The 23,491-nt window shown below is 61.0% G+C and carries 16 protein-coding genes; 4 read left to right on the forward strand and 12 right to left on the reverse strand.

Annotated elements, in window-relative coordinates; genetic code table 11:
• Window positions 1-16 precede the first annotated feature (16 nt).
• The 5 genes from PR017_RS17435 to PR017_RS17455 all read right to left on the reverse strand — a co-directional run bounded on the left by PR017_RS17435 (window position 17) and on the right by PR017_RS17455 (window position 6,542).
• Window positions 17-988, reverse strand: a complete 972-nt coding sequence (locus PR017_RS17435) for an ABC transporter permease (protein ID WP_111216267.1) — start codon at window positions 986-988, stop codon at window positions 17-19.
• Between the two features lie 26 nt (window positions 989-1,014).
• On the reverse strand, window positions 1,015-2,568 hold the full coding sequence (locus PR017_RS17440) for a sugar ABC transporter ATP-binding protein (protein ID WP_111216270.1): 1,554 nt from the start codon (window positions 2,566-2,568) through the stop codon (window positions 1,015-1,017).
• A gap of 128 nt (window positions 2,569-2,696) precedes the next feature.
• Window positions 2,697-3,677: an ABC transporter substrate-binding protein gene (locus PR017_RS17445; RefSeq protein WP_111216272.1), complete on the reverse strand. Its 981-nt coding sequence runs from the start codon at window positions 3,675-3,677 to the stop codon at window positions 2,697-2,699.
• Window positions 3,678-3,983: 306 nt separating this feature from the next.
• Window positions 3,984-5,003, reverse strand: a complete 1,020-nt coding sequence (locus PR017_RS17450; protein ID WP_111216274.1) for an aldo/keto reductase — start codon at window positions 5,001-5,003, stop codon at window positions 3,984-3,986.
• A 33-nt stretch (window positions 5,004-5,036) separates the two neighbouring features.
• Window positions 5,037-6,542: a UxaA family hydrolase gene (locus PR017_RS17455; protein WP_111216278.1), complete on the reverse strand. Its 1,506-nt coding sequence runs from the start codon at window positions 6,540-6,542 to the stop codon at window positions 5,037-5,039.
• Window positions 6,543-6,764: 222 nt separating this feature from the next.
• On the opposite strand from PR017_RS17455, the gene PR017_RS17460 reads away from it, so the two are divergent.
• From PR017_RS17460 to PR017_RS17470, 3 genes are all read left to right on the forward strand, one after another.
• Complete coding sequence (locus PR017_RS17460) at window positions 6,765-7,673, forward strand: GntR family transcriptional regulator (RefSeq protein ID WP_111216280.1); 909 nt, start codon at window positions 6,765-6,767, stop codon at window positions 7,671-7,673.
• Window positions 7,670-8,773 carry a mannitol dehydrogenase family protein gene (locus PR017_RS17465; protein WP_111216282.1) on the forward strand — a complete coding sequence of 368 codons (1,104 nt, stop codon included), beginning with the start codon at window positions 7,670-7,672 and terminating at the stop codon, window positions 8,771-8,773. The genes PR017_RS17460 and PR017_RS17465 overlap by 4 nt, the downstream gene beginning before the upstream one ends.
• Before the next feature lie 104 nt (window positions 8,774-8,877).
• Window positions 8,878-9,687 (forward strand): phosphate/phosphite/phosphonate ABC transporter substrate-binding protein, encoded by an 810-nt coding sequence (locus PR017_RS17470; RefSeq protein ID WP_111216284.1) that lies wholly within the window; start codon window positions 8,878-8,880, stop codon window positions 9,685-9,687.
• Between the two features lie 27 nt (window positions 9,688-9,714).
• Here PR017_RS17470 and PR017_RS17475 read toward each other — a convergent pair whose 3' ends face one another.
• The 5 genes from PR017_RS17475 to bcsN form a co-directional block, all read right to left on the reverse strand.
• Window positions 9,715-12,000 carry a tetratricopeptide repeat protein gene (locus PR017_RS17475; RefSeq protein ID WP_111216286.1) on the reverse strand — a complete coding sequence of 762 codons (2,286 nt, stop codon included), beginning with the start codon at window positions 11,998-12,000 and terminating at the stop codon, window positions 9,715-9,717.
• Complete coding sequence (locus tag PR017_RS17480; RefSeq protein WP_111216288.1) at window positions 11,997-13,049, reverse strand: family 8 glycosyl hydrolase; 1,053 nt, start codon at window positions 13,047-13,049, stop codon at window positions 11,997-11,999. The genes PR017_RS17475 and PR017_RS17480 overlap by 4 nt, the downstream gene beginning before the upstream one ends.
• Window positions 13,046-15,478 carry a cellulose biosynthesis cyclic di-GMP-binding regulatory protein BcsB gene (locus tag PR017_RS17485; RefSeq protein ID WP_111216290.1) on the reverse strand — a complete coding sequence of 811 codons (2,433 nt, stop codon included), beginning with the start codon at window positions 15,476-15,478 and terminating at the stop codon, window positions 13,046-13,048. Before PR017_RS17485 ends, PR017_RS17480 begins: the two co-directional genes overlap by 4 nt.
• A complete protein-coding gene (bcsA, locus tag PR017_RS17490; protein WP_111216292.1) occupies window positions 15,475-17,667 on the reverse strand; it encodes a UDP-forming cellulose synthase catalytic subunit in 2,193 nt (730 codons plus the stop codon). Before bcsA ends, PR017_RS17485 begins: the two co-directional genes overlap by 4 nt.
• 130 nt (window positions 17,668-17,797) lie before the next feature.
• The gene (gene bcsN, locus PR017_RS17495; RefSeq protein ID WP_161959277.1) at window positions 17,798-18,718 is read right to left on the reverse strand and encodes a cellulose biosynthesis protein BcsN; all 921 of its coding nucleotides are present in this window, start codon (window positions 18,716-18,718) and stop codon (window positions 17,798-17,800) included.
• Between the two features lie 264 nt (window positions 18,719-18,982).
• On the opposite strand from bcsN, the gene PR017_RS17500 reads away from it, so the two are divergent.
• Window positions 18,983-20,125: a fumarylacetoacetate hydrolase family protein gene (locus PR017_RS17500; RefSeq protein WP_164498222.1), complete on the forward strand. Its 1,143-nt coding sequence runs from the start codon at window positions 18,983-18,985 to the stop codon at window positions 20,123-20,125.
• A 22-nt stretch (window positions 20,126-20,147) separates the two neighbouring features.
• Here the strand turns inward: PR017_RS17500 and treY are convergent, their stop codons facing one another.
• Window positions 20,148-22,796 carry a malto-oligosyltrehalose synthase gene (gene treY, locus PR017_RS17505; protein ID WP_111216296.1) on the reverse strand — a complete coding sequence of 883 codons (2,649 nt, stop codon included), beginning with the start codon at window positions 22,794-22,796 and terminating at the stop codon, window positions 20,148-20,150.
• A 200-nt stretch (window positions 22,797-22,996) separates the two neighbouring features.
• Entirely contained in the window at window positions 22,997-23,470 is a 474-nt protein-coding gene (locus PR017_RS17510; RefSeq protein WP_111216298.1) for a Crp/Fnr family transcriptional regulator, read from the reverse strand.
• Between the last annotated feature and the right edge of the window lie 21 nt (window positions 23,471-23,491).

A 23,491-nucleotide genomic window follows, 5' to 3' on the forward strand; every position in this document is an offset into this window, starting at 1 on the left:
CAGGACTGTCCGGGAATTAACCCCGACGCCGGCGTAACTGGTCGAAATAGACGATCAGGATGATCAGGAAACCGGTGATGACGCGCTGCCAGAACGAATTCAGGTTGAGCAAGTTAGCACCGTTGTTGATGGTGGCGAGTATGAAGGCGCCGATCAGCGGGCCGTAAGCTGTGCCCACGGCTCCAAACAGGCTGGTGCCGCCGATAACGCTCGAAGCGATTGCCTGCAGTTCCCAGCCATCGGCTTGCGTTGCATTGCCGATGGCGATGCGCGAGGCAAGCAGCACGCCGACAAAGGCAGCGAAGGTCCCGGAGAGAATGTAGGCGAGGTAGATCATGCCCTTGACGTTGACGCCGGAGAGCCGGGCTGCTTCGGGGTTCGAGCCGACGGCGAAGAGATAACGGCCCCAGCGGCTAAGATGCAGGAAGACGAAGGCCGGTACTGCCATGACGATCACCATCCAGAACAGGCTCGGAACGCCCAGGAAATCTGCCCGGGCAAAGTTGCTGAAGGCTTCATTGGTGATGTTGATCGACGATCCGTTGGTGATCAAGAGGCCAATGCCGCGCAGCGACGTCAGCGTCGCCAACGTGATGATGAACGGCGGCAGGCCCATGCGGACGATACCGAAGCCATGGAAGGCGCCGATCAGCGTTCCAAACAGCAGCGTGATGATGATGGAAGCCCAGACGGGCACGCCCGCCTGCAGCAGCCAGGCAATGATGACCCCGGCAAAGCCGACGATGGCGCCGACCGAAAGGTCGATGCCGGCCGTGATGATCACGAATGTCTGCCCGAGGGCCAGGATGGCCGTCATTGAGCCCTGACGCAGCAGGTTGCTGATGTTCAGCGACGTCCAGAAGCTGTCGGTCGCAAAAGCCAGCACCAGCCAGAGGAAAAGCAGCAGACCGATCAGCGTCAGGCTGAAGAGGATGTTCATCCGCTTGCGGGGGACGGGCGCGGCGGCTTCTGTAGGAGTGACTGTCATCGAATTCTTCCCTTAATATTGATGTCTCAGGCGCCGATGGCTTCGCCGAGGACTTCCTCGTGCGATGCGGCATGGAAATCATGGCTTGCCACCAGATGGCCGCTACGGAAGACGTGCAGCCTGTCTGCCAGCTCATAGACTTCCGGCAAATAGGAGGAGATCAGTATGATGCCCGCTCCTTCCTTGAGGAGCTTCGCGAACAGCCGGTAGATTTCCGCCTTTGTGCCGACATCGACTCCGACCGTGGGTTCGTCGAAGATGAAGAGCTTGGCGCCGTGGCTCAGCCATTTGCCGATCACCACCTTCTGTTGGTTGCCTCCCGACATGCTGGACGCGGGCACGCGCCTGGTCGGCGTCTTGATGCTGAGGTCGCGGATCTGCTTGTCGGCATTGGCAGCCTCCTTGCCGCGGTTGATCACCGGCCCCATGCTCAGCCGCTGGAACACCGGCAGATTGATGTTGAGCCCGATCGGCAGGTTGAGGCAGAGCCCTTGGTCGCGCCGGCTCTCCGGGGCAAGCGCGATGCCAAGGGCCATGGCGTTCCGTTCGTTCTTGATGTCGACCTTGTTGCCCATCCAGTGGATTTCACCGGCCGTTTTCTTTTCGCGACCGTAGAGGCCGAGCACGAACTCGCTGCGACCGGCGCCGATCAAACCATAGAGGCCGACGATCTGGCCGGCCTTGACGGTCAGGGAAACGTCTTCGAAGCCCGGTCCGGAAAGGCCGCGAACATCAAGGATCGTCTCGCCGATCGGGATATCTTCCTTGTGGTAGATCTGCTCGATCGAACGGTTGATCATCATCGTGATCAGCTCTTCGTCGTTCGTCTCGCCGATCAGGCGCGTGCCGACATGCGTACCATCGCGCAGCACGGACACGCGGTCGGCAAGCTCGAAAACCTCTTCCATGCGATGGCTGATATAGACAATGGTGACGCCCTCTGCCTGGAGGCGGCGGATCAGCTTGAAAAGCTGCGTCGATTCCTGGCGGGTCAGATAGGCAGTCGGCTCGTCGAAGATCAGGAACTGCGTGCCGCGCATCGCCGCGCGCGCTGTCGCCACCAGTTGCTGTTGGCCGATCGTCAGGGAGTTTAGCGGAGCAGCGGCGGGGAGGCCGAAGCCGAGGTCATTCAGCACAGTCTGCGCCATCTTCTCCATCTGCTTCTTCCGCATCAGACCGAAGCGGCTGACCTCGTCACCGAGAAACAGATTGGCTGCCACCGAGAGATGCTGGCACAGTACCACTTCCTGATGGACGGCGTTGATGCCGCGCTCGATAGCCTCGTTCGGCGTCGATAGCGCGACTGGATGTCCGCACCAGTGGATTTCGCCTGACGTCCGGCCGATGACGCCGGTCAGAAGCTTGATCAGCGTTGATTTGCCTGCCCCGTTTTCCCCGACGATGGCGTGGATTTCGCCGGCAAGGAATGTCAGCGTCGCAGGCTTCAGCGCCTGAACCGAGCCGTAGTTCTTTTGCAGCGCCTTCAGTTCGAGAATGGGGGAACCTGGCGGAACACGGTTTGCTTCTTTCAGCGCGGTGCGGTCATCGTGACGATGACTGACCTCTTCCAATCCGGCCATGGGGCTATCCTCTCAATTGCGGCCAATGCCGTTCTTTTCCGGGCATCGTTCGCATTTCTCCAAACGGCAGTTTCTTGTCAGGTAAAAAGGCCGCGCAGGTTTCCGCGCGGCCTCCAGTGTCAGTTGGCTTACTTCAGCTTCGGGTTCAAAAGAGCGTCGATCTTCGGCTCGCTCATGTTCGCCTTGGTCACGAGGTTGGCGCCGGTGTCGACGGTAGCCTCGACCTTTTCACCCTTGGAGACGGCAAGTGCTGTCTTGATGCCATCATAACCCATGCGGTAGGGGTCCTGAACGACGAGGCCTGCGATGGCGCCGTTTTTCAGGAAGCCGATGGTCTTGTCGTCGCTGTCGAAGCCGATGACCTTGACCTTGTCGCCGAGCTTGTTTTCAGCGATTGCCTGGCCAACGCCCTGTGCCATGATCAGGTTCGAGGCAAAGACGCCTACGATCTTCGGGTTCGACGTGATCAGGTCGGTCATGATGTTGAGGCCGGTTGTTGCCTGGCCGTCGGCATACTTGTCAGCAACAACCTTGAGGCCCGGATACTTGGTCTTGATTTCATCCAGGAAGCCGGCGCGGCGCTGCTCGAGAGAGCCGGCACCGGGGGTGTTGGTGATGATGACGACATCGCCTTCTTCCTTGCCGGTCATACCCTTGATGGCAGCAGCAAGACCGTCGGCAGCAATGCGGCCGCCTTGTGTGTTGTCGGTCGTCAGGAACGACTTGAACGCCTTGGAGTCGGCGCCGGAATCGATCCCGATGATCGGAACGGACTTGGCGGCTTCATCGATCGGCTTGCCGAGTGCCTTGGACTCGGTCGGCGAGATGACGATGGCAGCAGGTTTACCGGCAACGGCATTTTCCAGGATGCTGATCTGGCCGTTGACGTCGGTCTCGGCCTGGGCACCAAGTTCTGGCACCTTGACGCCGAGGTCCTTGCCGGCCTTGCGGGCGCCGGCGAGCACGATCTGCCAGTAGAAAGACGTGGTGTCCTTGACAATGATCGGGATCGTCACTTCGGCGGCGAAGGACGTGACAGGTATCGCTGTGGCAAGGACGGCAGCGCCGGCAAGGGCGGCAAATGCACGGCGGGAAAGAATGGATTTCATGATGTGAGTTCTCCTCTCAGGTGCGTTCCCTCCAGATAAATCGTGCCGCTGAACGCATGCGGACGACCTTTGTCGATAGTCTCTTGATTGTTCGTCGCGAAAGGAAGCCCGCGTCTGGCGTATCAGCCAATGGTGGCTCGAACTGTTTTGAAAAACGGACGGCGTCCGTAGCTTTCCCTCCCTCTCCAAGGCCGTCTCCCCTCGGCCAGTTGTCTCAACGAAACATAAATTCCACAAAGGTGTCAAGATGGAATATATGTTCCAAATAGCGGTTGCTGCCCTTTCGGCCCGGTAATCCGTGCAGCCTTATACGCGTACAGCATCCTCTCCCAACGGTGGTGCTACCAGCACGTAGCGTTCGAATAGCGGATAGACGCTTTCCGGAACCGGCTGCGCGAAGTTTTCCATGTTACGATACAGGCTTGCAGCCTTTCCAGTGCCGATCAGCACCGAGGCTACAAGCGGGTCCTGGAGCGGAAACTGCAGCGCCGGTGCCGCCAGAGGAATCCCGCTTTTCGAGGCTATGGCTTCCATCGCCGCGACCTTCTCGAGCACCTCTTCCGTTGCCGGCATATAGTCGAAATTTGCACCGGCAACCGGCCCGGTTGCAAGGATGCCGGAATTGAACACTCCCCCAATCACAAGCGAGGTCTGCGCTGTCCGGCAGAGCGGCATCAGTTCGGCCACTGCCGAGCGATCAAGCAGCGTGTAACGTCCCGCCAGAAGGATGCAGTCGAGCGAGGCGGCGCGCATGACGTCGAGGCAGACCGGAATTTCGTTCACGCCAAGGCCGTAGGCGGAAATGGCGCCCGAAGATTTGAGCTGCTCTAGTGCCTTCAGTCCTGAGCCGAGCAACTGTCCGAGATAGTGCTCGTTTGCGGCCCGCCCGTGGGTGTAGGCGCCGATATCGTGAACATAGAGGATGTCCATGTGGTTGAGGCCGAGGCGTGCATAGCTGAAGTCGACCGAGCGCATGATGCCGTCGTAGGAATAGTCGTAGTCGGCATCGAAGGAGAGCGGGTCGACGTAGCTGTAGTCCGGAACGGTGCCGGTCGGCACCGGCCGCAGCAGTCGCCCGACCTTGGTCGACAATACATAGCTGCCATCCGGCTTGTCGCGCAGGAAATCCCCGACATAGCGTTCGGCAAGGCCAAGGCCGTACCAGGGTGCGACGTCGAAATAGCGGATGCCGCTATCCCATGCCGCCTGCAATGTCTCCATAGCCTGATCGCGTGGGCAGGCGCGGTACAGACCGCCGAGCGCTGCGGCACCGAAACTGATTTCGGTGACTTCAAGCGCCGTCCTGCCGATTTTCCTCCTGTTCATCATCTCTCCTCAGACGATTGTAGATCCTCAGTCTTAAAGCGTCGCACCCAGATGCCAAGGGACAAACTCGTTGTCGCCATAGCCGAAGGCTTCGCTCTTGGTTTTCTTGCCCGATGCCGTTTCGATGATCAGCTCGAAGATCTCGCGGCCCTTGGCCTCGATGGTCGTCTCGCCGGTGGCAATCGTGCCGCAGTCGATATCCATGTCCTCTTCCATCGCTTTGTAGAGCGCGGAGTTGCTGGACAGCTTGAACGACGGGGCAGGGCGCGAGCCGAAGCAGCTTCCACGTCCTGTCGTGAATGCGATCATGTTGGCGCCACCGGCAACCTGTCCGGTCGCCGACACGGGGTCGTAACCAGGTGTATCCATGAATACCAAGCCGCGGCCGGTGACCCGTTCAGCATAGCCATACACGTCGGTCAGCGGCGAGCGGCCACCCTTGGCGACTGCCCCCAGCGATTTCTCGAGGATAGTCGTCAGGCCGCCGCGCTTGTTGCCGGGCGACGGATTGTTGTCGAGAGAGGCGCCGTGCAGGGCGACATACTGTTCCCACCAAGTGATCTTGGCGTCGAGCTTGGCAGCGACGTCTTCGCTGACCGCCCGGCTGCGCAGCAGGTGTTCTGCACCATAGATTTCCGAGGTTTCCGAAAGAATAGCCGTCCCGCCGGCAGCAGCGAGGATATCTGCCGCAGCCCCCAGCGCCGGATTGGCAGTGATTCCGGAAAAGCCATCCGAGCCGCCGCACTGCAGGCCGATGATGATCTCGCTGACGGAGATCGGTTCGCGGCGAGCGGTGCCCACTTCCTCGCAGATTTCCTTGAGCACGCCCATGGCAAGGTTGACGGCACGGCGCGAGCCACCGGCATCCTGAATATTGAAATGACGCTTGCTGGCACCGGCGCCGCTCTGGCCGTAGAGCGTCAGCTGATTGACCTCGCATCCAAGCCCAATCATCAGCACGCCACCGAAATTGACGTGACGTGCATAGCCGGCCAGTGTCCGGTGCAGGATATGCATACCATCGCCGGTCGAGCTCATACCGCAACCCTGATCGTGGACGATCGGCACGAACCCGTCGATACCGTCATAGTGCGGCAGCAGCGTCCGGTTTGCCTCTTCTGCGATGGCGCGGCAAACCGTGGTGGAACAGTTCACGCTGGCAAGGATGCCGATATAGTTCCGGGTTGCTGCGCGTCCGTCGGCGCGCCGATAGCCCTGGAACGTACGGGCCTTTTCAGCCTCGGTGGCCGGCTCCGGCGCGGCTGCTGCCGTCACGGAAAGCCGGTCGTTCTCGAAATGCAGGTTATGGCTGTGCACATGATCGCCAGCCTTGATCTCAGCCGTCGTGCGGCCGATCGCCTGACCGTACTTGACCACAGCTTCGCCCAAACCAAGATCCCTCAGCGCGAACTTGTGGCCCGGGTCGATCTTTTCGCGCGTCGTCAGCAGTCCGCTAAACGCAGTTCCGGCTGCGATCGGTGCAGTCGCAACGGCGACATTGTCACCGTTGGACAAGATGATCCAAGGCTGGTTGTTCAACTTCGTCTCCCTGTCCAGCGCCTGCTGCATTGGCAATCGCGCATTGATTTTGTTTTTTATCTACAATAAACATTTTGAAGTCAACGGGGAATTGCCGCTGACGAGGGAGAATGCGCCAACAACAAGCGCTTGTGAAAAGGCGCGCTACACTGGCCACGCAAGCTTTGCCGCCTTAAGAGGTGGCCGGGTTGCGCGGGGTCGTGCAGGCAGCAGGGGGTCGGCATGGCCAGACAAAACACGGTGTTCAAGGAGGCGTTCAATCGCTACGCGGCGACGCTCGTCCCGCATGCTGCATTGCCGTCAGAGCCCGATATCGCGGCCCAGCTCGGCATCAGTCGCAGCACTGCGCGCGCAATTCTCCTGCGGCTGAGCGATGTCGGTATCATCCAGTGGAACAAGCGCGAGAAGACGGTGCTCCGCCCGCCCGTCGCTGCCGATCTGTTTCCAGAGCAGGAAACGAATTCGCTGCACGACATCATCGAGCGCAGCTTCATGCTGCGCATATTGTCGGACGAAGCCCAGCCGGGCATGCAGATCAACGAACTGGAACTCGCCCGCGAAATCGGCACCGGCACGACCAGCGTGCGTGAGTTCCTCATTCGCTTCTCGCGCTTCGGGCTGATCGAAAAACGCCCCAACAGCCATTGGACGCTGAAGGGTTTTACCCGCGAGTTCGCGTTGGAACTGGCTGACGTCCGCGAAATGTTCGAGCTGCACTCGGCAGCGGAGTTCGGGCGGCTTCCGGCCGATCATCCCGCATGGGCAAGCCTTGCCGCGATCCGCAAGGAGCACGACGAGTTGCTTGCCGACTTCGACGAGAGATATCGTGACTTCTCACAACTCGACGAGAAATTTCACCTGCTGATCCAGCGCGCGTCCAACAACCGTTTCATCGCCGATTTCTACGACGTCATCGCCATCGTCTTCCACTATCACTACCAGTGGAACAAGGCACAGGCCCGGGAGCGGAATGCCAGGGCGGTTGCCGAGCATCTGGCCTATATCGACGCCCTGCAATCGCGCGACATCGGCCGTATCGACGAGGCTTGCCGCCATCACCTGAGGTCTGCCCGGCAGACATTGCTGCAATCGATACCGCAGGCCCCGAGCGAGGAAGGAAACCCAAAGTGAAGACCCCCATCATGCAGTTCGGCACCAGTCGCTTCCTCCAGGCCCATGCCGATCTCTTCGTCAGCGAGGCGATGGAGAAAGGCGAGGCCCTCGGGCCTATTACCGTCGTGCAAACGACAGGTGCAAGCGAGCGCGCCGAACGCCTCAAGGGGCTCGCTGTCGAAGGCGGCTTTCCTGTCCATATCCGTGGCATTGAACACGGCCGCCCGGTTGACCGCGTGCAACAGGTGACCAGCGTCAGGCGTGCACTCTCCGCATCCGCGGATTGGGCCGAGGTCGAGCGCATCTTTGTCGAGGAAGTCGAACTGGTCCTCTGCAACACCGCAGACCGGGGATACGATATTTCCCTCGAGCCCGTGACGCTTCCGCCGAATCTGCCGGTGTCCTTCCCCGGAAAACTGACGGTTTTGCTGCATCGCCGGTTCGTGTCAGGGCGAACAGGTCTGACAATCCTGCCTTGCGAGTTGATCAGCAGGAATGGCGAGGCGTTGCGAGCTATCGTGACCGGCCTTGCCTCCAGCTGGTACGCGGACGACGCCTTCAATGCGTGGCTCGCTACTGACGTGATCTTCTGCAACACGCTGGTCGACCGTATCGTCTCCGAGCCGCTGTCGCCGGCCGGCGCGGTTGCCGAGCCTTACGCTCTCTGGGCAATACAGAGGATGCCGGGGCAAGCCTTGCCCTGTATCCATCCGGATATTGTCGTGGCCGATGACATCGAGCCGTACGAGAAACTCAAACTGTTCATCCTCAATCTCGGCCATACCTTTCTTGCCAATCGCTGGATCGAGCAGGGCAGCACGGAAGCGATGACCGTGCGCGAAATGCTCGGCGATGCGCAAACGCGAAGCGCTCTTGTGTCGCTCTACGAGACCGAAGTCGTTCCGGGTTTTGCGCGAAAGAAAATGCAGGTCGAGGCGGAAGCCTATGTGGTCGCGACATTGCAACGCTTCGACAATCCGTTTCTCAACCACAAGCTTTCCGACATCGCACAGAACCATGCTGAGAAAATTCGCCGACGTTTCCAGGGCTTCGTGGAGTGGTCGGGCATCACCGCTCCGACCCTGCAGGCCATTATCCGCTCCAATGCCGACGTGTAACCGCTTCCCGGAGTGTCCAGGGTAGCCGGCAACGGTTTCCTCTGGTCAAGGGCTTCGAACGACGTGTATCACACCTGCTCCTGAAGCCGTCGGACCGATGCACCATGCGCCTTGCAAGCCTAGCCATGTACACCACGCCAGCCCCGGTTGCTGCTGCCAACGACGCACTATGGGCTTATCTCGGAAACCGGTTGCGCCAGCTAGGGCTCGATGGTGTCCCGGACGATCTGGACAGGCTTGTGGGCTACGATCAGGCCTGGCTGCGTCCAGACCTGCTGGTGGCGCAGACCTGCGGCCTCCCCTTCGTGACGAAGCTGCTTGATCGTGTTCGCTTGCTCGCAACACCCGTCTACGATCTGCCGGGCTGTAACGGACCTCTCAACCGCAGCAAGATCATCGTCGCGAAAACCAGTCCTGCCACGGGCCTCAAAGACCTGCGCGGATTGACTGCCGCCATCAACGAGCCCGGCTCGAATTCCGGCAGCAACCTTTTTCGCGCAGCCATCGCACCGCTTGCTCGAGACGGCCGATTTTTCGGCTCCGTAATCGAGACCGGTGGCCACCTCGCCAGCATCGAAGCCGTCGCCTCCGGCAAGGCTGACGTGGCCGCTATTGACTGCGTCACTTTCGGCAACACGCTGCGATTCGATCCCGATCGGCTTGCCAACATACGCATCCTTGCCGAAACCCCGGAAGGGCCAGGCCTGCCTTTCATCACGTCGATCAGGACGACGGACGACGAGATTGCGGCAATCAGGCTCGTTCTGGATGAGGTCGCTGTGGCAACGGAACTCGTTGAAGTCAGGGAAGTCCTGTCGCTTCGACGTTTCGAGGTCCTGCCCGAAAGCGCCTATGAGGGTCTTGCCGAACTGGCGCGCGGTGCCGCATCGCTCGGCTATCCCGTCATAGCCTGATTTGAAGTCTCTCTGATCCGATGGTGGTCAGTTCGAAGGATGAGCTTGCTCATTTCGGGCATTGGTCAGGCCCGTGATGGCATCATGGTCGCCGGTAGCAGCGGCCGCCTCGAAGATTCGAATGGCATCGGAGTAGCGATTGAGGTTCAGGTAGGCGTAGCCGCGCAGCACCATCAAACCGATCTGCTCGGGCTGGATTTGATTGAGCTGGTCGAGATACAGAATGGTCTCCCGATACCGCTTTTCGTCATAGGCGGACGAGGCGCGTTTGGTGAGGATTGCCACTTGCAGGCTCAGCGCCCGCTCGCGGCTCTGCGGCGCCTTGATTGCCGAGACTGCGGCGTTGCTGGCGAGATTGAGCTGCAGGTAGGCAAGGCTCTGGCCGTAAGCCGCGTCCTGGCGATCTTTCGGTAGCGTGCTGCGAAGTGCGATTTCAAAGGTGGCGGCCGCCTCGACTGGCCGCTTTTTGCTCATCAGGCACCAGGCGCGGGGTAACGCGGCCTCTGGCGATAGCATGGCGGGATCGATGGTCGTCGTGCAGCCGGCGCCGGCAGGCCTGCGGGCTTCCCGCACTCTTACCACCTGAGCCTCCTGTCGTGGAGCAGACGAGAGATAGCTGGTCTCGCGAACAGGTGCCGGTGGCTCCCGTCGCACGCTCTGGGGTGCAGTTTCGATCGCCTGCGTCTCGCCACCATCGACACGGGCTTGCCGCGGCGCTGCACCGGTGTCGCGGAGCGTGGCGATACGCTCGGATCTCCCGGCCCACTGGCGCTGGATATCCACCACGCCGGCCTTGTCGTTCAACTGCGCAAGGGTGATGGTCAGGCCGTAGGCAGAAGGCTCATCGTCGGCCTTCCACCCGAGCGCCGCCCTGAACCACTGTGCCGCCGTCTGTGGCTGGTTGAGGCCGCGCGCATACCAGCCGAACTGCTGTGCGCTGGGCACATCGCGGGCCTTGAGCACCGCGCCAGCGATCCGCTGCAGGACGTCGACCTTGAGGATAACCGGTGGGTCGATTGCCAAGAGGTTCGCTGCCGCCGCGAGGTAGGTGGCATTCGCGTCCTTGGAGTCGTCACGCCACTTGAACATGACCTCCTCGGCCTCCTCCGGTGACTTGCGAGCAATCAGGGTCAGGGCAAGCCCTTGCGATGCCGACGCGGTGTCCTCCTTGGTGCGCGCAAGACGAAACCACTTTTCCGCGTTCGTCAGGTCTCCGCGCGGATAGTTGTACCAGCCGAGCAGCAGGGCGTCGGACGCCAGCCCTTGGGTCTCGCTCAGGCGCTCGAGGCGGCTCAGATATTCGGGGGCAATCACGAGTTTGGGGTCGGCATTGGCCTCGGCCACGAAACGGCGGGCGAGATCGTCGCGGATACTCTCGAATTCCCGCGTCCCATCTGCCATGGGCTTTTCCTGCGCCATCAGGTCCTGCATGGTGCTGTAGGGCAGCAGCGCCGACGCCTTCTGGATAGTCGCAAGCCGCTCGGCAGCATTGGTGCAGTTTTTCATGACGTACATGTAAGCGTCGCGCGCACGGGTCAGGCGGTCGGAATGACCGAAGGCATCCGCCACCCGCCACAGCACGTCGACTTCGCTGCAGGTCAGCAGACTGGGAGTTTCGGACGCCACGCTGACGACGGTCTCGTATTGCTTCAGATCAGAAGCGTTGATGAGGCGGGTGCGAGCTTCCGCGACATTCAGGCGCTCGGTAAGGTCAGCAGGTGGCTGCCAGCCCGGCTCGGTGGCCTGACGGTCGGAGATTGCCTTGCGCACCTCCGCATAACGAGCCTCCGAATAGAGCTGCCACATCGATTCCAGCTGCTTGTCCTGGTTCTGGGGCACAGCCAGCGGATCGGCCGGTGGGGTCCATGTCGGATAGAGGGCTTGAAGCCTGGAGATTTCGGCCTGCAGCCGCGCCTTGTCGCCGCGGCTGGCAAAATACCGCAGAGCGCTCTCATCGACTGCCGGCTGGGCAGCGGCAGGTGGGTTCGATGGCGGAGGGGAGGCCGGGGGGGCTGCGAGAGGCTGGTCGTTAGCCGTTGCCGGCGCATCGGAAGCAGCCGTATTCTGGGCGAGGTCCACGGCAGGTGCCGCATCCACATCACGCGCCAGTTCTGGCTCTGTCGTCTGCCTGTCGAAGGGATGAAAGTCTGGGCCGCTGATACGCCCCATACGCATCAACTGAGGTATCTCCCCAGGCGTGTTCGTTCCCAACAGGTCTGATACCCTGTCGGCGATCTGCGAGCGGTCCTTGAGTGCGACTATGCCCACCGTCATGATGAGCGTCGCCGACAACAGGACTAGGGACGGTCTCATAGGCACTCCGGATGCTTTTCCGCAACAAAGGCAAGCCCCAGCAGGTGGAGCGTGGACGGGAAATACAAAGTCGGAACAAATGATTTGGCCGACGCTGGGAGTTTCGTCCCCACAAGCATACAGGCCATAATATGGTTAATAATCTGATAACCGGGGTCGTCCAGCGTCGCCTTGACGCTGTCGTTGTTGAGGTCGATGAGCCGGATAGAGCCGTCGGCAGCGCTCATTCCGGACTGCAGCCGGCCCAGCATATCCTTGTCGTCGATGCCGCCGCGCATCAGGTAAAGGGGAATCCGGATTGAATTATAGCCGAACTCCGGCACGAAGCCTTCAGCGGGCTTTGCCTGCCTCTTCAGGCTGACCCAATCTGCCGGCAGTTTTTCTTTTCCGAATTGCATCTGCGAAATCAGGACGTGGCCATCATCGAAAAGCTGCTGCCACTTCGGTGATGGCACCAGCGCATTCATCAACGGAAAGGCCTCGAAGATCCAGTAGGACGGATTGATCACCGGCCCATCGGCACGGTCGGCCGCCGCAAAGCCGGAAACGCCGGGCAGCAGCAATGTCCGGCCGCCGCTTTCAACGACCGCCTTGTCGAGCAGCGTCGCCGCAATCTTCGTTGCAGCCTGCGTATAGTCTGCCCGGCTCCAAGCTGCACCGGCGCGCGCCAGGGCATAGGCAATCAGGAGGTCGCCATCGGTCGCATCGTTAATGTCGTTGACATGCGGGGTCTTGTCTGGGCTCCAGCTCCAGGCGGCAAGGCCGTCATCGCGGATCAGCAGCTCGGTGCGCGTGAAATACCATATCTGCTCGAAATCGGCGGGGCTTTCCGAAAGGTAGGCGAGCAGCAGTCCGTAGCCCTGTCCCTCGCTGTGGCTGATCCCACTGTTTCCATCGTCCACGATGCGACCGGAGGGATCGAGAAACTTCGCCTTGTACGCCTGCCAGGACTGCGTTTGTATCATCGGCTCCTGTGCTCCGGCCGGGTTGTCGCAGACAAAGAGGAACAGGGCTCCGATGATGCAGGCGGCAACCTGCCGCAAAGTCATCGGCGCCGTCCAAGATTGGATAGAAGCGCGGCAGTGGCGAGCCCCATCAGCATCGTCAGGGCTGCAAAGAGCAAGGCGTAGGAGAGGATGTTGGTCGACAGCCAGTTAGCGGCCACGAGCCGGTAGTTGGAGAAGGAGAAATCCTGCGTCGGCACGAAGGCAAACCGCGCCACCGGCACTGTCTCGATCTTCTTGGTTGCTGCCGCATAAGTCGTGACGCGACCGGAAAGCTCCGGCCACGTGTCCTCTGCGGACAGAGCCATCAGGCCGGACCTCAGGTCGCTGGCCGTCGGCGACGTGACGATGGTCCAGGTCCCGTTGCCGTCCGGGCTGGCACCTTGCGCGACCATGATAGTTGCAGCATTGCTCGGCATGAACGTTGCCTCGGCACTCGGTGCAAACCGCAGGGAGCTGAAGGATATGTCAAAATTCCGCCTCATCCAGTCCTCGAACGCGGAGATCTGCCCGGTCCAGCTGCCGCCACTGACCATGGACCGCCACTGCTCGAATGTTGCGCCAGTATCCACATCTGCCGGCTTTCCAGCCGTATTCGGTCTCCAGCTGACCTGGCTTGCCGGCGCAATATTCAATTGCGTGAGTGCTGTCGGTGGTATCTGCGAAATGGGGCCGATGAACAGCGCGTTGCGATCGCCGATCCCGGCGGGCGATGTTGCGACCTCGATGGGAATGGGACGACCAGCCATCAAGGCCAGTCTCGCGAGGAAGGTCGCCGATGCAGAGAGCGTATCGGCGTCCACCCGGTCGAGATAGACCGGCAGGACGTTCTCGATCAGGCCGTAGGGGTAGCCAGTGCCGCCGGTTGCCGCGAGATTGGGACGCTGGCCGACGCGGGCGAAGTCCGGCATGCGGAATTCGGATGTATCGAACAGCGCGAAATGTGGCGTTGCCGACGAATTCGAGCCCGGAGCGCAGGCGGCGTCGGTGCTGGTCAGGAGCGCTGCCTCGACGGCAATGTGGTTCAACCCGGGCTTGAAGTGCCGGAGAGTCACACGGATCGGCAGGTGCCGGAAAATGCCACCGCCCTTGTTGGTGATCGGCACGGTCGAAGCAACGCTTCCGTTGACGAATACGTCGATATGGCTGCCGGGCAGGACGTCCGGCGAATAGGCCGCGTCAAGCAGTATTGTCGCCTCGCCATAGGCGTTGGCATAGAAATCGGCCGGCACGCCAATCCCAAAGTCTGTCCGGAATCGACGCCCGGTAAATTGTGTCGTCGCGACGCCAAGCTGCGAGAACGGCAGGACTGTATTGCTGAAAATCAGCGGTACGTCGGGTGCCTGCCATCGTTGCGTCGCTAGCACGTCGCGGCGGTTGTCCACAGCCCGGTCCGTGGATGTTACCAGGCTGTCGATGGCGGTATCCATCGACTGCCACGAAGGACCCGTGACCAGCAAAACCGGCCCACCGCTGCGGGGATCGTTGACGAAAGCCGCCATTGGCGCCAGTTGCGCTGCCTGTGGCAGAGCTGGAAAGAGGGGCTGCAGTTCGCTTGCCGTCCCGACCAGGACCGTGAGCTTGCCCGGCGCCAAAGCCGGCAGGCCGGCAGTCTGGAAGTTGAAGGACTGGTTGGGCATGCCGCTCAGCACCGAAAGGCCCTGCGCCAGTCGCATGAGCGGCTTCGTGGTGCCAGGCTGGGAAAGCCCCGGCACGACGAAGTCGAATTCAGTCGCACCCTTTTCGTCGACGCCCACTGCCCTGACACCATCGGTACTCACCAGCCGCGCGGCGTCCGTGCCGCCAAAGCTGAGATAAGTGCGGCTCGGGTCGATATCGGTCCAGAGTTCATAGGTCGAGGAGATGCTGCAGTCGGTCCGGTGGCGTTGCTGTGTCTCGAAACTCACCAGGTTGGAGCCTGCCTGCAACAACCCGGCCGGTACGTCGAAGCTGAGCTCTTCCGGCTTTTCGGCAGAGCGTATGGGAGTCGATCCGACCGAACGGCTGTTGATCAGCACAGTCAGTTGAGACGCCTCGGGCGCGACGACGATGGCGTTTTGATAGGCGAGGTTGAGCTTGACCGAGGCAGCCGCTTGCGCCGGCGTCAGGTAGATCGACCATGTCTTCTTGTCGATTTCGCCGTTCAGGCCAAGATCTGAGGCCGGGACGAGAAAGCGCCGGAAGCGCTCTGTCGTGACAGGTTTGCCCGCCGGAGTAGCACCTGCACTCTTTGGCGGAGCCGGGGCGACTGGTGTGGCTGGTGGCTTTGCGGTGGCCGGCACCGGTGTAAAGGGCGGTATTGGAGGCTGCGTAGCCGGCGCTGGTGCCGGGGCAGGCTGAACCGATGGGCTTGCGGGCGCTGCACCCTTCGGACGCTCGGGCGACATGTCGAAGGGCGTCGTCTGCGCAATTGCAAACGGTGCTAGCCATGTTGTGGCGAGGGCGGCCGCAACCGCGATACGACCCGGCTTCATTGCGCGCCCGCCTTTACCGGCTGGATCTGCTCCTCGGGCTTGCCCCTGAAACTGCGGAAGAAATACACAAGCCCGCGGCTCGTTTGGTACGCCGATACACCGAGAAACCAGATCGTTCCCCTGATCAGCCCGGGATTGCGGCGACGGGACAGCTGGAATTGCGTCCACTGGTCGGAGTTTGCAAAGATCAGGTCCGCGATCAAGCGGTGATCCAGCGCGCTTTGCGGATTGTAAAGGCAGCCGATCGCGGTGATTTCGCCGCTGGGCTGGGTGTTGCGCACAGTCACGATCAGTGTCTCTTCCTGGGCGCCGCTGTAGGGCCTGAACTTGATCGTCGCGCGGGTGTCCACTCCCAGCGGATCGAAGGTCTTGCTGAAAACGTGCAGCCTCGCACCATGGACGGATACGTCCTCGATAGAAGCCGGATACCAGCGCCCGTCGACGCCGAATTCGCACCGTCGGTTGACACGCACCCGCCGCGACGAAGACCGCTCGCCGCGCTCGGAGACGACGCCGAGAGCGCAGCCGGCCATGATCAGGTTGAGCAAGGTCCAGCCGGCAACGACCAGCGTCACGTCTGCCTTGTAGGGCTCGGCGTAAAGGCGGTAGATCGCCATTCCGAAAGCTACCAGCAGAACCCCGAAGATGACGAAGAACGGTCGGCTGATTTCGGAAAGGCGCGCGACGGCAATGGATTCGTCCTTGGCTGTCACCTTGAATGTCGGCTTGCGCGGGTTGAGGATGACCGAGATAACCGCCGGCAGCAGATGCACTGTCTGCACATATTCATAAAGCTCGGAAATCCACGGCCAGCGGAAAGATCCGTAGAGATAGTTCTGCATCATCATGTTCACGACCATGTAGGCCAGCGAATAGGCCAGGAACTCGCCGCCCGACGAAGTGAAGATCTCGAGATTGAAGAACAGGTAGAACAGTGGCGCGAACAGGAACATCGTCCTTGGGAACGGGAAGAGCCAGAACAGCGTCGACGACATGTAGCAAAGCCGCTGCGGCAGGGAGAGCCCGCGCTTGAAGAGCGGGAAGCGGAAGCGGAGGATCTGCATCATGCCCTGCGCCCAGCGGCTGCGCTGGCCGATGAAGCTGGCAAAGGTCGCCGGCTGGAGCCCCGCGATCAGCGGCTTGTCGACATAGATGCTGTTCCAGCCTCGGGAGTGCAACTCGATCGCCGTCTCGCAGTCCTCGGTGATGCTCACGCCGCTGAACCCGTTGGTTTCAGCCAGAGCCTTGCGCCTAAGGACGGCAGCTGAGCCGCAGAAGAAAGAGGCATTCCACTTGTCGAGACCGCGCTGGATAATGCCGTAGAACATCTCGTTCTCGCTGGGCATATGGTCGAACGTCTGCAGATTGCGCTCGATCGGGTCAGGATTGAGAAAGAAATGCGGTGTCTGGCACAGGAAGAGCTTCGGATCGTCGTCGAAGTAGCCAACGGTTTCGAGCAGGAAGTCACGCGCCGGCGCGTGGTCGGCATCGAAAACGGCGATGAGCTCGCCGGTTGAGTGCTGCATGCCGTTGTTGAGATTGCCGGCTTTGGCATGCTCGTTGCGATCGCGGGTCATATAACGGACGCTGAGTTGTTCGCACAATTCCTGCAACTGGATGTGGCGGAGCGAGGCTGCCTGCGCATCGAGGATGTTGTTGGCATTGCGCTTCTGCAAGGTGCTGCCGTCGTCGAGCAGCCAGACGGTGACCTTTTCGGGCGGATAGTCCATGGCCTTGGCCGCCGCCAGCGTATTGCCGAGAAGCGCCGCATCCTCGTTATAGGTCGGCACGAAGACATCGACATGCGGAAACTTGCCTTCGGTGGCGGCACGAGACGGTCGTGGCGGCAGCGGCATGGCAACGACAAACAGGCTGAGAGCCCCCATCATCACGCTGTACATTTCCGCGAGATAGACGAGGAAGCCCGGAATGAAGTTTTCAGGCTGGTTGATTGGCGGCAAGGTGCTGGTGGTTCGCCAGAAGACGTAGCGCAGGATGATCGAGCTTCCGAAGGCGAGCGCTACGAGGCGCCACTTTCCCTCGCCCTTGAACAGCTTGATCAGCGCCATGATGATGACCACCGTGACGCTGACGATCAATTGCGTCTGGAGGCTGATCGGCAGGGTAATGAGGGTAATTACGCATACCGCGACGATCATCCAGATCAGGATACTGGCGGCTTTGCGCATGGTTATTCCTTTACCTCAAGTCAACACTCAAGCACGACGCGATCATGGCGACGACACCAAGCACCGTGACACCGGATGGTTGACAAACCGTTCATTCTACTCGTCTCTTGATCGATATAATCGCAAGACCTTAGTTAGGGGCAGGCACAATGACCGCCGGAGCCGCTGTCGTGCTGCTTTTGTCGTGGCCGATCGGCGACGGAACGACCGGCCCCCTGGGCGCCGGCGCGGGTGCCTGCTGTTGCGCGACAGGACGCGGTGCTGCGCGCAGCTCTACCCTACGCGGGCTTTGCGGTGCGATGCCAGGTGATGCCGCCGGCAATTGGAAAGCGGCCGGTAACTGGCCGGCGCTCGTAGGCGATACCACCGGGTAGATCGGATTGCCGGTGCGGCCAAGCGTCGGATCGACCGGCGGAGCGCTGTCATACGGGTTCCAGCCGGGCGCCGGGAAAGTGCCTGTGATGGTGTAGCCATACATGACACGAAGCAGTTGTTCGGCGGGTGCATGGGTGTCGCAAAGTCGCAGCCGGACCTGCACGGTGCCGCGATTCTGGAAAGCACCACGAGCATTGTCGCTGGAGCGCACCTGCTGCCAGGCATAGAGGCAGGTGTCTCCCTGCGCACTTTTGCCCGTGGCATAGCCGAACGGTCCGTAGTTGTTCTGGACGTAAATACCGGACCGAACCATCGCCACGCCAGGCAATGCACGACGCATGTCCCTGTCGACCGTGCTGTCGCGGATCGAGGCATAGCCCAGCCCCTTGCGATTGTCGTAGTCGAGACCAACCGGCCCGAAGAACGTCACCTGCAGGTCGTTCTGTCCCGAGGTTGCGGCCGAGGTAAACAGGTAGATGTCCTGCTGGACGGCGTTGTTGTAGGAGTGCTGCACGACGTTGACGATCGACGGACCACCCGGAGGTGGCAGCGCAAACGCCTTGTCGCTCGTCACCGTCTCCGCGGGACCGGGAACCCGGATACCATCCCTTGACGCGCAGCCGGACATAGCCAGCGCCGCCGTGAGCCACAACGCGCCATAGACACTTTTTGTCATGCGTGACGGCGCGACGTGCCGAATCAGAGAACGAGGGACCATGCGCATGAAATAGCCAAATGCGCTACATAAGCAACATGAACATCGTTTTGCGGGTATTGGTGGATGCGCTGAAGGGCCCGGTCGAGAATGAAATCTTCTGCCGCGCGTGCCTTTCCGGCGGCAATTGACAAGCCAGCGTGGATGAAGAACATGCCCTCGGGATCGCGTGATGCCCGGGAGTGCGGCGCGCGATCAGAAAAAATCAGGGCAGGAGACGGTAAAATGGCAGGCGATATCGGCATGTTCGAAGCGGGAAGCTTCATCGGGCGTATCTGGGATGCGGCCAAGGACGGTCCATCCGTTGTCGTTATCCGCGACGGCACTGTCTATGACGTCACGTCACGAGATATTCCGACCGTCTCTGCCCTTCTTGAAATGGACGATCCCGTCGCTTTTCTAAGCACGCAGGCAGGTGAAGCTGTCGGTAGCCTCGCGGCGCTGTTTTCGGCCGACGCCAATTCGCCCCACACATTGCTGGCGCCGATCGACCTGCAGGCCGTCAAAGCCTGTGGCGTAACGTTTGCCCGCTCGATGCTGGAGAGGGTGATCGAGGAGCGCGCTGCCGGTAATCCGGATCTGGCGAACAGCATTCGCGGCCGCATCACCTCCATAATCGGCGACAGCCTTCGCAATCTGAAGGCGGGATCGCCGGAGGCCGCAAAGGTCAAGTTGGCGCTGATCGAGGATGGCGTCTGGTCGCAATATCTGGAAGTCGGCATCGGTCCTGATGCCGAGGTCTTTTCCAAGGCGCAGGTGCTTTCCTCCGTCGGTCACGGTGCCGATGTCGGCTTGCACCCCATTTCCAAATGGAACAACCCAGAGCCGGAAATCGTGCTGGTCGTCGATAGCCAGGGGCGCGTCAAGGGCGCAACGCTCGGCAACGACGTCAACCTGCGCGACGTCGAGGGCCGCTCTGCCCTGCTGCTCGGCAAGGCCAAGGATAACAATGCTTCCTGCTCGATCGGGCCGTTCGTCCGCCTGTTCGACGATACCTACTCCATCGACGACGTCCGCAACGCCGACCTCGATCTCACAATCGAGGGAGAGGACGGCTACGTGCTGCACGGCAAGAGTTCGATGAAGGAGATCAGCCGTGATCCGCTCGATCTCGTCTCCCAAACAATCGGGCGGCATCATCAGTATCCCGACGGAATGGTGCTGTTCATGGGGACGCTTTTCGCGCCGGTCGAGGACCGAGACGTGCCGGGGCAGGGCTTTACGCACAAGATCGGCGATGTCGTCACGATTTCGAACGACAAGCTGGGCGCACTTCGCAACCGCGTCATGCTGTCGACCGATTGCCCGCCCTGGACCTCGGGCATTACAAAGCTCATGCGCAATCTGGCTTCGAGGGGCCTGCTCTAGGAAAGTCCCTCGCTCGTTGCAGCTATTCGGAGACGAGCAGCGCCACTGGTGAAGTGGCCAGCAGGGCTGCCAGTTTCAGCGGCTGGCCTGTCTCGTGGACCGTACCGTCCATGACATTTCGCACTCTGCCGACAGCGCGCTCGGGCAAGGCTATTGCACTGCCTCCCCAGTAATCGCCGCACGGCCATTCGCCTTCGCCGAGTCCGTAAACCAGCCGAGGAGCAATGGCGACGACCATTTTGTTCTCGTGGCTGCGCAGGAATGCAATGGCGTTGTCGGCGCGTTCACCGGTGACGGCCAATGGCTGATAATCGCCTTTGGCAAACAGCGTTGGCTCGGCGTTGCGGAGCGCAAGGCCCTTCTGGACGAGGCGCTGCTTGAAGAGTCCCCGGGCAAGCGCGCCCTCATCGCGTGTCTGGAGAGGCACGGCCAGGTCCTCACCCAGGCGTTTATAGTCTGGCAGGCGGCGATTGTCGGGATCGACGAGGCTGAGATCCAGTTGCTCGGCGCCCTGGTAAACGTCGGGTATCCCTAGAGCTGCCAACTTGATGAGCGTCTGTGTCAGGCCGTTAAATAGGCCCGCCCGCACGAACGGCTGCAGTGTCTTGCGGAAGTCCTGCAGGAAAGCCGCATTGTCGCTCGCAAGCAGGTTAGCCGCGAAAGCCTTTACGGCGTCCTCGTAGGCACCATCCTCCTCGCCCCAGTTGGTGCGCTGCTTGGCCTCGCGCAGCGCTTTCTCGACATAGGCAATGAAACGGTCGGGCAGGTCGGCCGGAGCAGGCGCTTCGAGCGCGAGGTCGGCCGGCCAGGCGCCGGCGAGCGCCTGGTAGAGCATCCATTCGACCCGTGGTTCCGGCGCGGCGCCACCCTGCAGGGAAGCGACGGTGGCTGCATTGATCTTGCGCCAGCGCTCCACGCCATCCAGCCATGCCTCCGGAGCTTCGGTAAGCGCATAGAGCCTCGCCCGCCCGTCCTCGCCGCGTTTCGTGTCATGTGTCGAGGTTGCGGAGAGGCCGGCCGGCTGCGTCTCCATCCGCTTGGCCATCTCATGGTGGAAGCGCTGGAGGCCGAATTCACTGGCGGCAGGTTCGCCGCCGACCTCGTTCAGGCCGATCAGACGGTTATATCGATAGAACATAGTGTCTTCGATAGACTTCGCCGTCAAAGGCCCCGTCAATTGCTGGAAGCGTCGTCGGAATTCGAGCGCATCCGCCTTGGCCTCCGGTGCCACATTGCCTTGAAATACCTTGTCGACGAAGGACAACGCGGCGTGGTCCGGCTTTTCGGATGAGCCGCCCGCAGTTTCGACGATAGTGCTCCACATCGCGCCATCGGCCGCGTCGAGGGCGCCATCCGTCCCGTAGGTGCGATACACCGGGCAGGCGACAAGCACAGATACCAGCGCCTGTTCCAGTGCCGCTTGCTCGGGCACGTCGCCATTGATAGCTCCGACACTCAGAAGCAGCTGCAGCAAATTGTTGGTTTCAACAGCGAAGTTTTTCCGGGCAAGCATCGCCTTGACAGCCAGCGCGCCCTCGGCAAATTCCGGCTCACCATCGGCAATTTCCCGATAGGTCTCGGTGATTGCCTTCATTCCGGACGTGTTCACCAGAACGTCGGGCAAGGTGGTGATAAATTCATAGCCTGTGGTTCCGGAGATCGGCCACGCCTCTGGCAGCGTCTCTCCTTCGGCGAGGATTTTCTCGACGACGATATAGGTATCCTCACCGACGGCACTTCGCAGACGCTCGAGATAGCCGGCCGGATCTGCCAGCCCGTCGATATGATCCAGCCGCAGTCCATCGACTGCACCGCTGCGCACCAGTTCGAGTGTCAATCGATGTGCATCGTCGAAAACAGCCGGGTCTTCGACGCGCAAGCCTACAAGGCCAGTCACCTCGAAAAAGCGACGATAGCTGAGCTCGCGCGGTGCGTCCTTCCAATAGATCAGCCGCCAGGGCTGCTCATCCAGCACGGCCTGAAGCGAAGCCGGGTCGCTGAACTTTTGCTCGAGCGCCTTGTTTATGTCCGCCGTCTCGCCCGATACCATGTCCCGCATGCTCTGGCGAAATTCCGTCTCCCGCTGTGGATCTGCAGCAGACGCGAGAGTGCACATTGCGGCGACGACCGGGAGATCAAGTCGCGATAGGACGGCGGCATAGGTGCTCGGCGACAGCGGCAGCCGCTGCTCGTAGTAGGCAACAGTGAGCGTGCCGGCATCCGAGTCCACCGTCAGCTTCAGTTCGCCTGCCTCCAGCGCGTCCTGCAGCGGCTTGCCGAGGATTGGCAACGTCAGCTTACGGCGCCAGTCGATGTCGAAATGCTGGCTGAAAGGGCTCTCCTCACCCCACTCGACGACGCTGCGCCACCACGAATTTTCCAGCGAGGCGGCCATATGGTTCGGAACGATGTCGACCAGCAGGCCAATGTCGGCTTCCCGCAGTGCCTTCGATAACTTGTCGAACCCCTCGCGGCCGCCAATCGCGGGATCGATCTCGTTGGTGTCGGTGACGTCGTAGCCGTGGGTGGAACCCTTGGTCGCGGTGAAGATCGGGGACGCGTAGAGATGGCTGATGCCCAATTGGCGGAGGTAAGGAACCATTTTCCGGGCATGGTCAAAAGTCATGCCGTCGCGAAACTGGATGCGGTAGGTAGAGTTGGGCAATGTCATGGGATACCTGGCAAATTGGGAAGGCCGTCGGGTGGCGTGGTCAGCAATTAAGTTCCTGGAGCCGATTTCAGGCCGCATGAAAACGAATTAACCGGCAACGCAATGCCCTTAGCCTCTCGGTGAAGCCTCGACCTGCAAACTTGCGGAAGCAAAATAAGTTCCGTCCACTGACGATGCGGGGTGGCGCAGGGCGCCTCTGCCTAGTGGGTCGGTGCCGGTTGCAATGCCGGCTGGCTGCGCGCTGCGGTCAGTTCTGCGGTGGTGTGGTTGAGGCGGTCGGCCAGCACTCTCATGATATCCACGGCCATTTCGGGGAAGTCGGAGAGCAGCTTGAGGAAGTGCTCTTTGCTGATCCGCAGTGCCTCGACATTCGAGGTGGCCTTTACGGTCGCAGTACGGGAGACGTCGCAGAGTATGGCGATTTCTCCGACAATCGAGTTGACGTCGACATCGGCCACCTTGATCTCACCGGTCGGCGTATCGACCAGGATATCGGCGGTTCCTGCCAGCACGACATAGGCAGCGTCGCCGAGATCGCCCTGGTGGAAAAGTATCTGGCCAGCACGGTAGCTGACGCGATCGGAGGTGAAGGCGAGCAGTTTCAGCTTCGCCGGCGCAATGCGTGCGAAAATCGGCACTCGCCGCAACATTTCGACTTCATCTCTTAACAGCATGCGCGTTCAACCCCGGGATCA

The organism is Rhizobium tumorigenes, assembly GCF_003240565.2.
Taxonomy (GTDB): domain Bacteria; phylum Pseudomonadota; class Alphaproteobacteria; order Rhizobiales; family Rhizobiaceae; genus Rhizobium; species Rhizobium tumorigenes.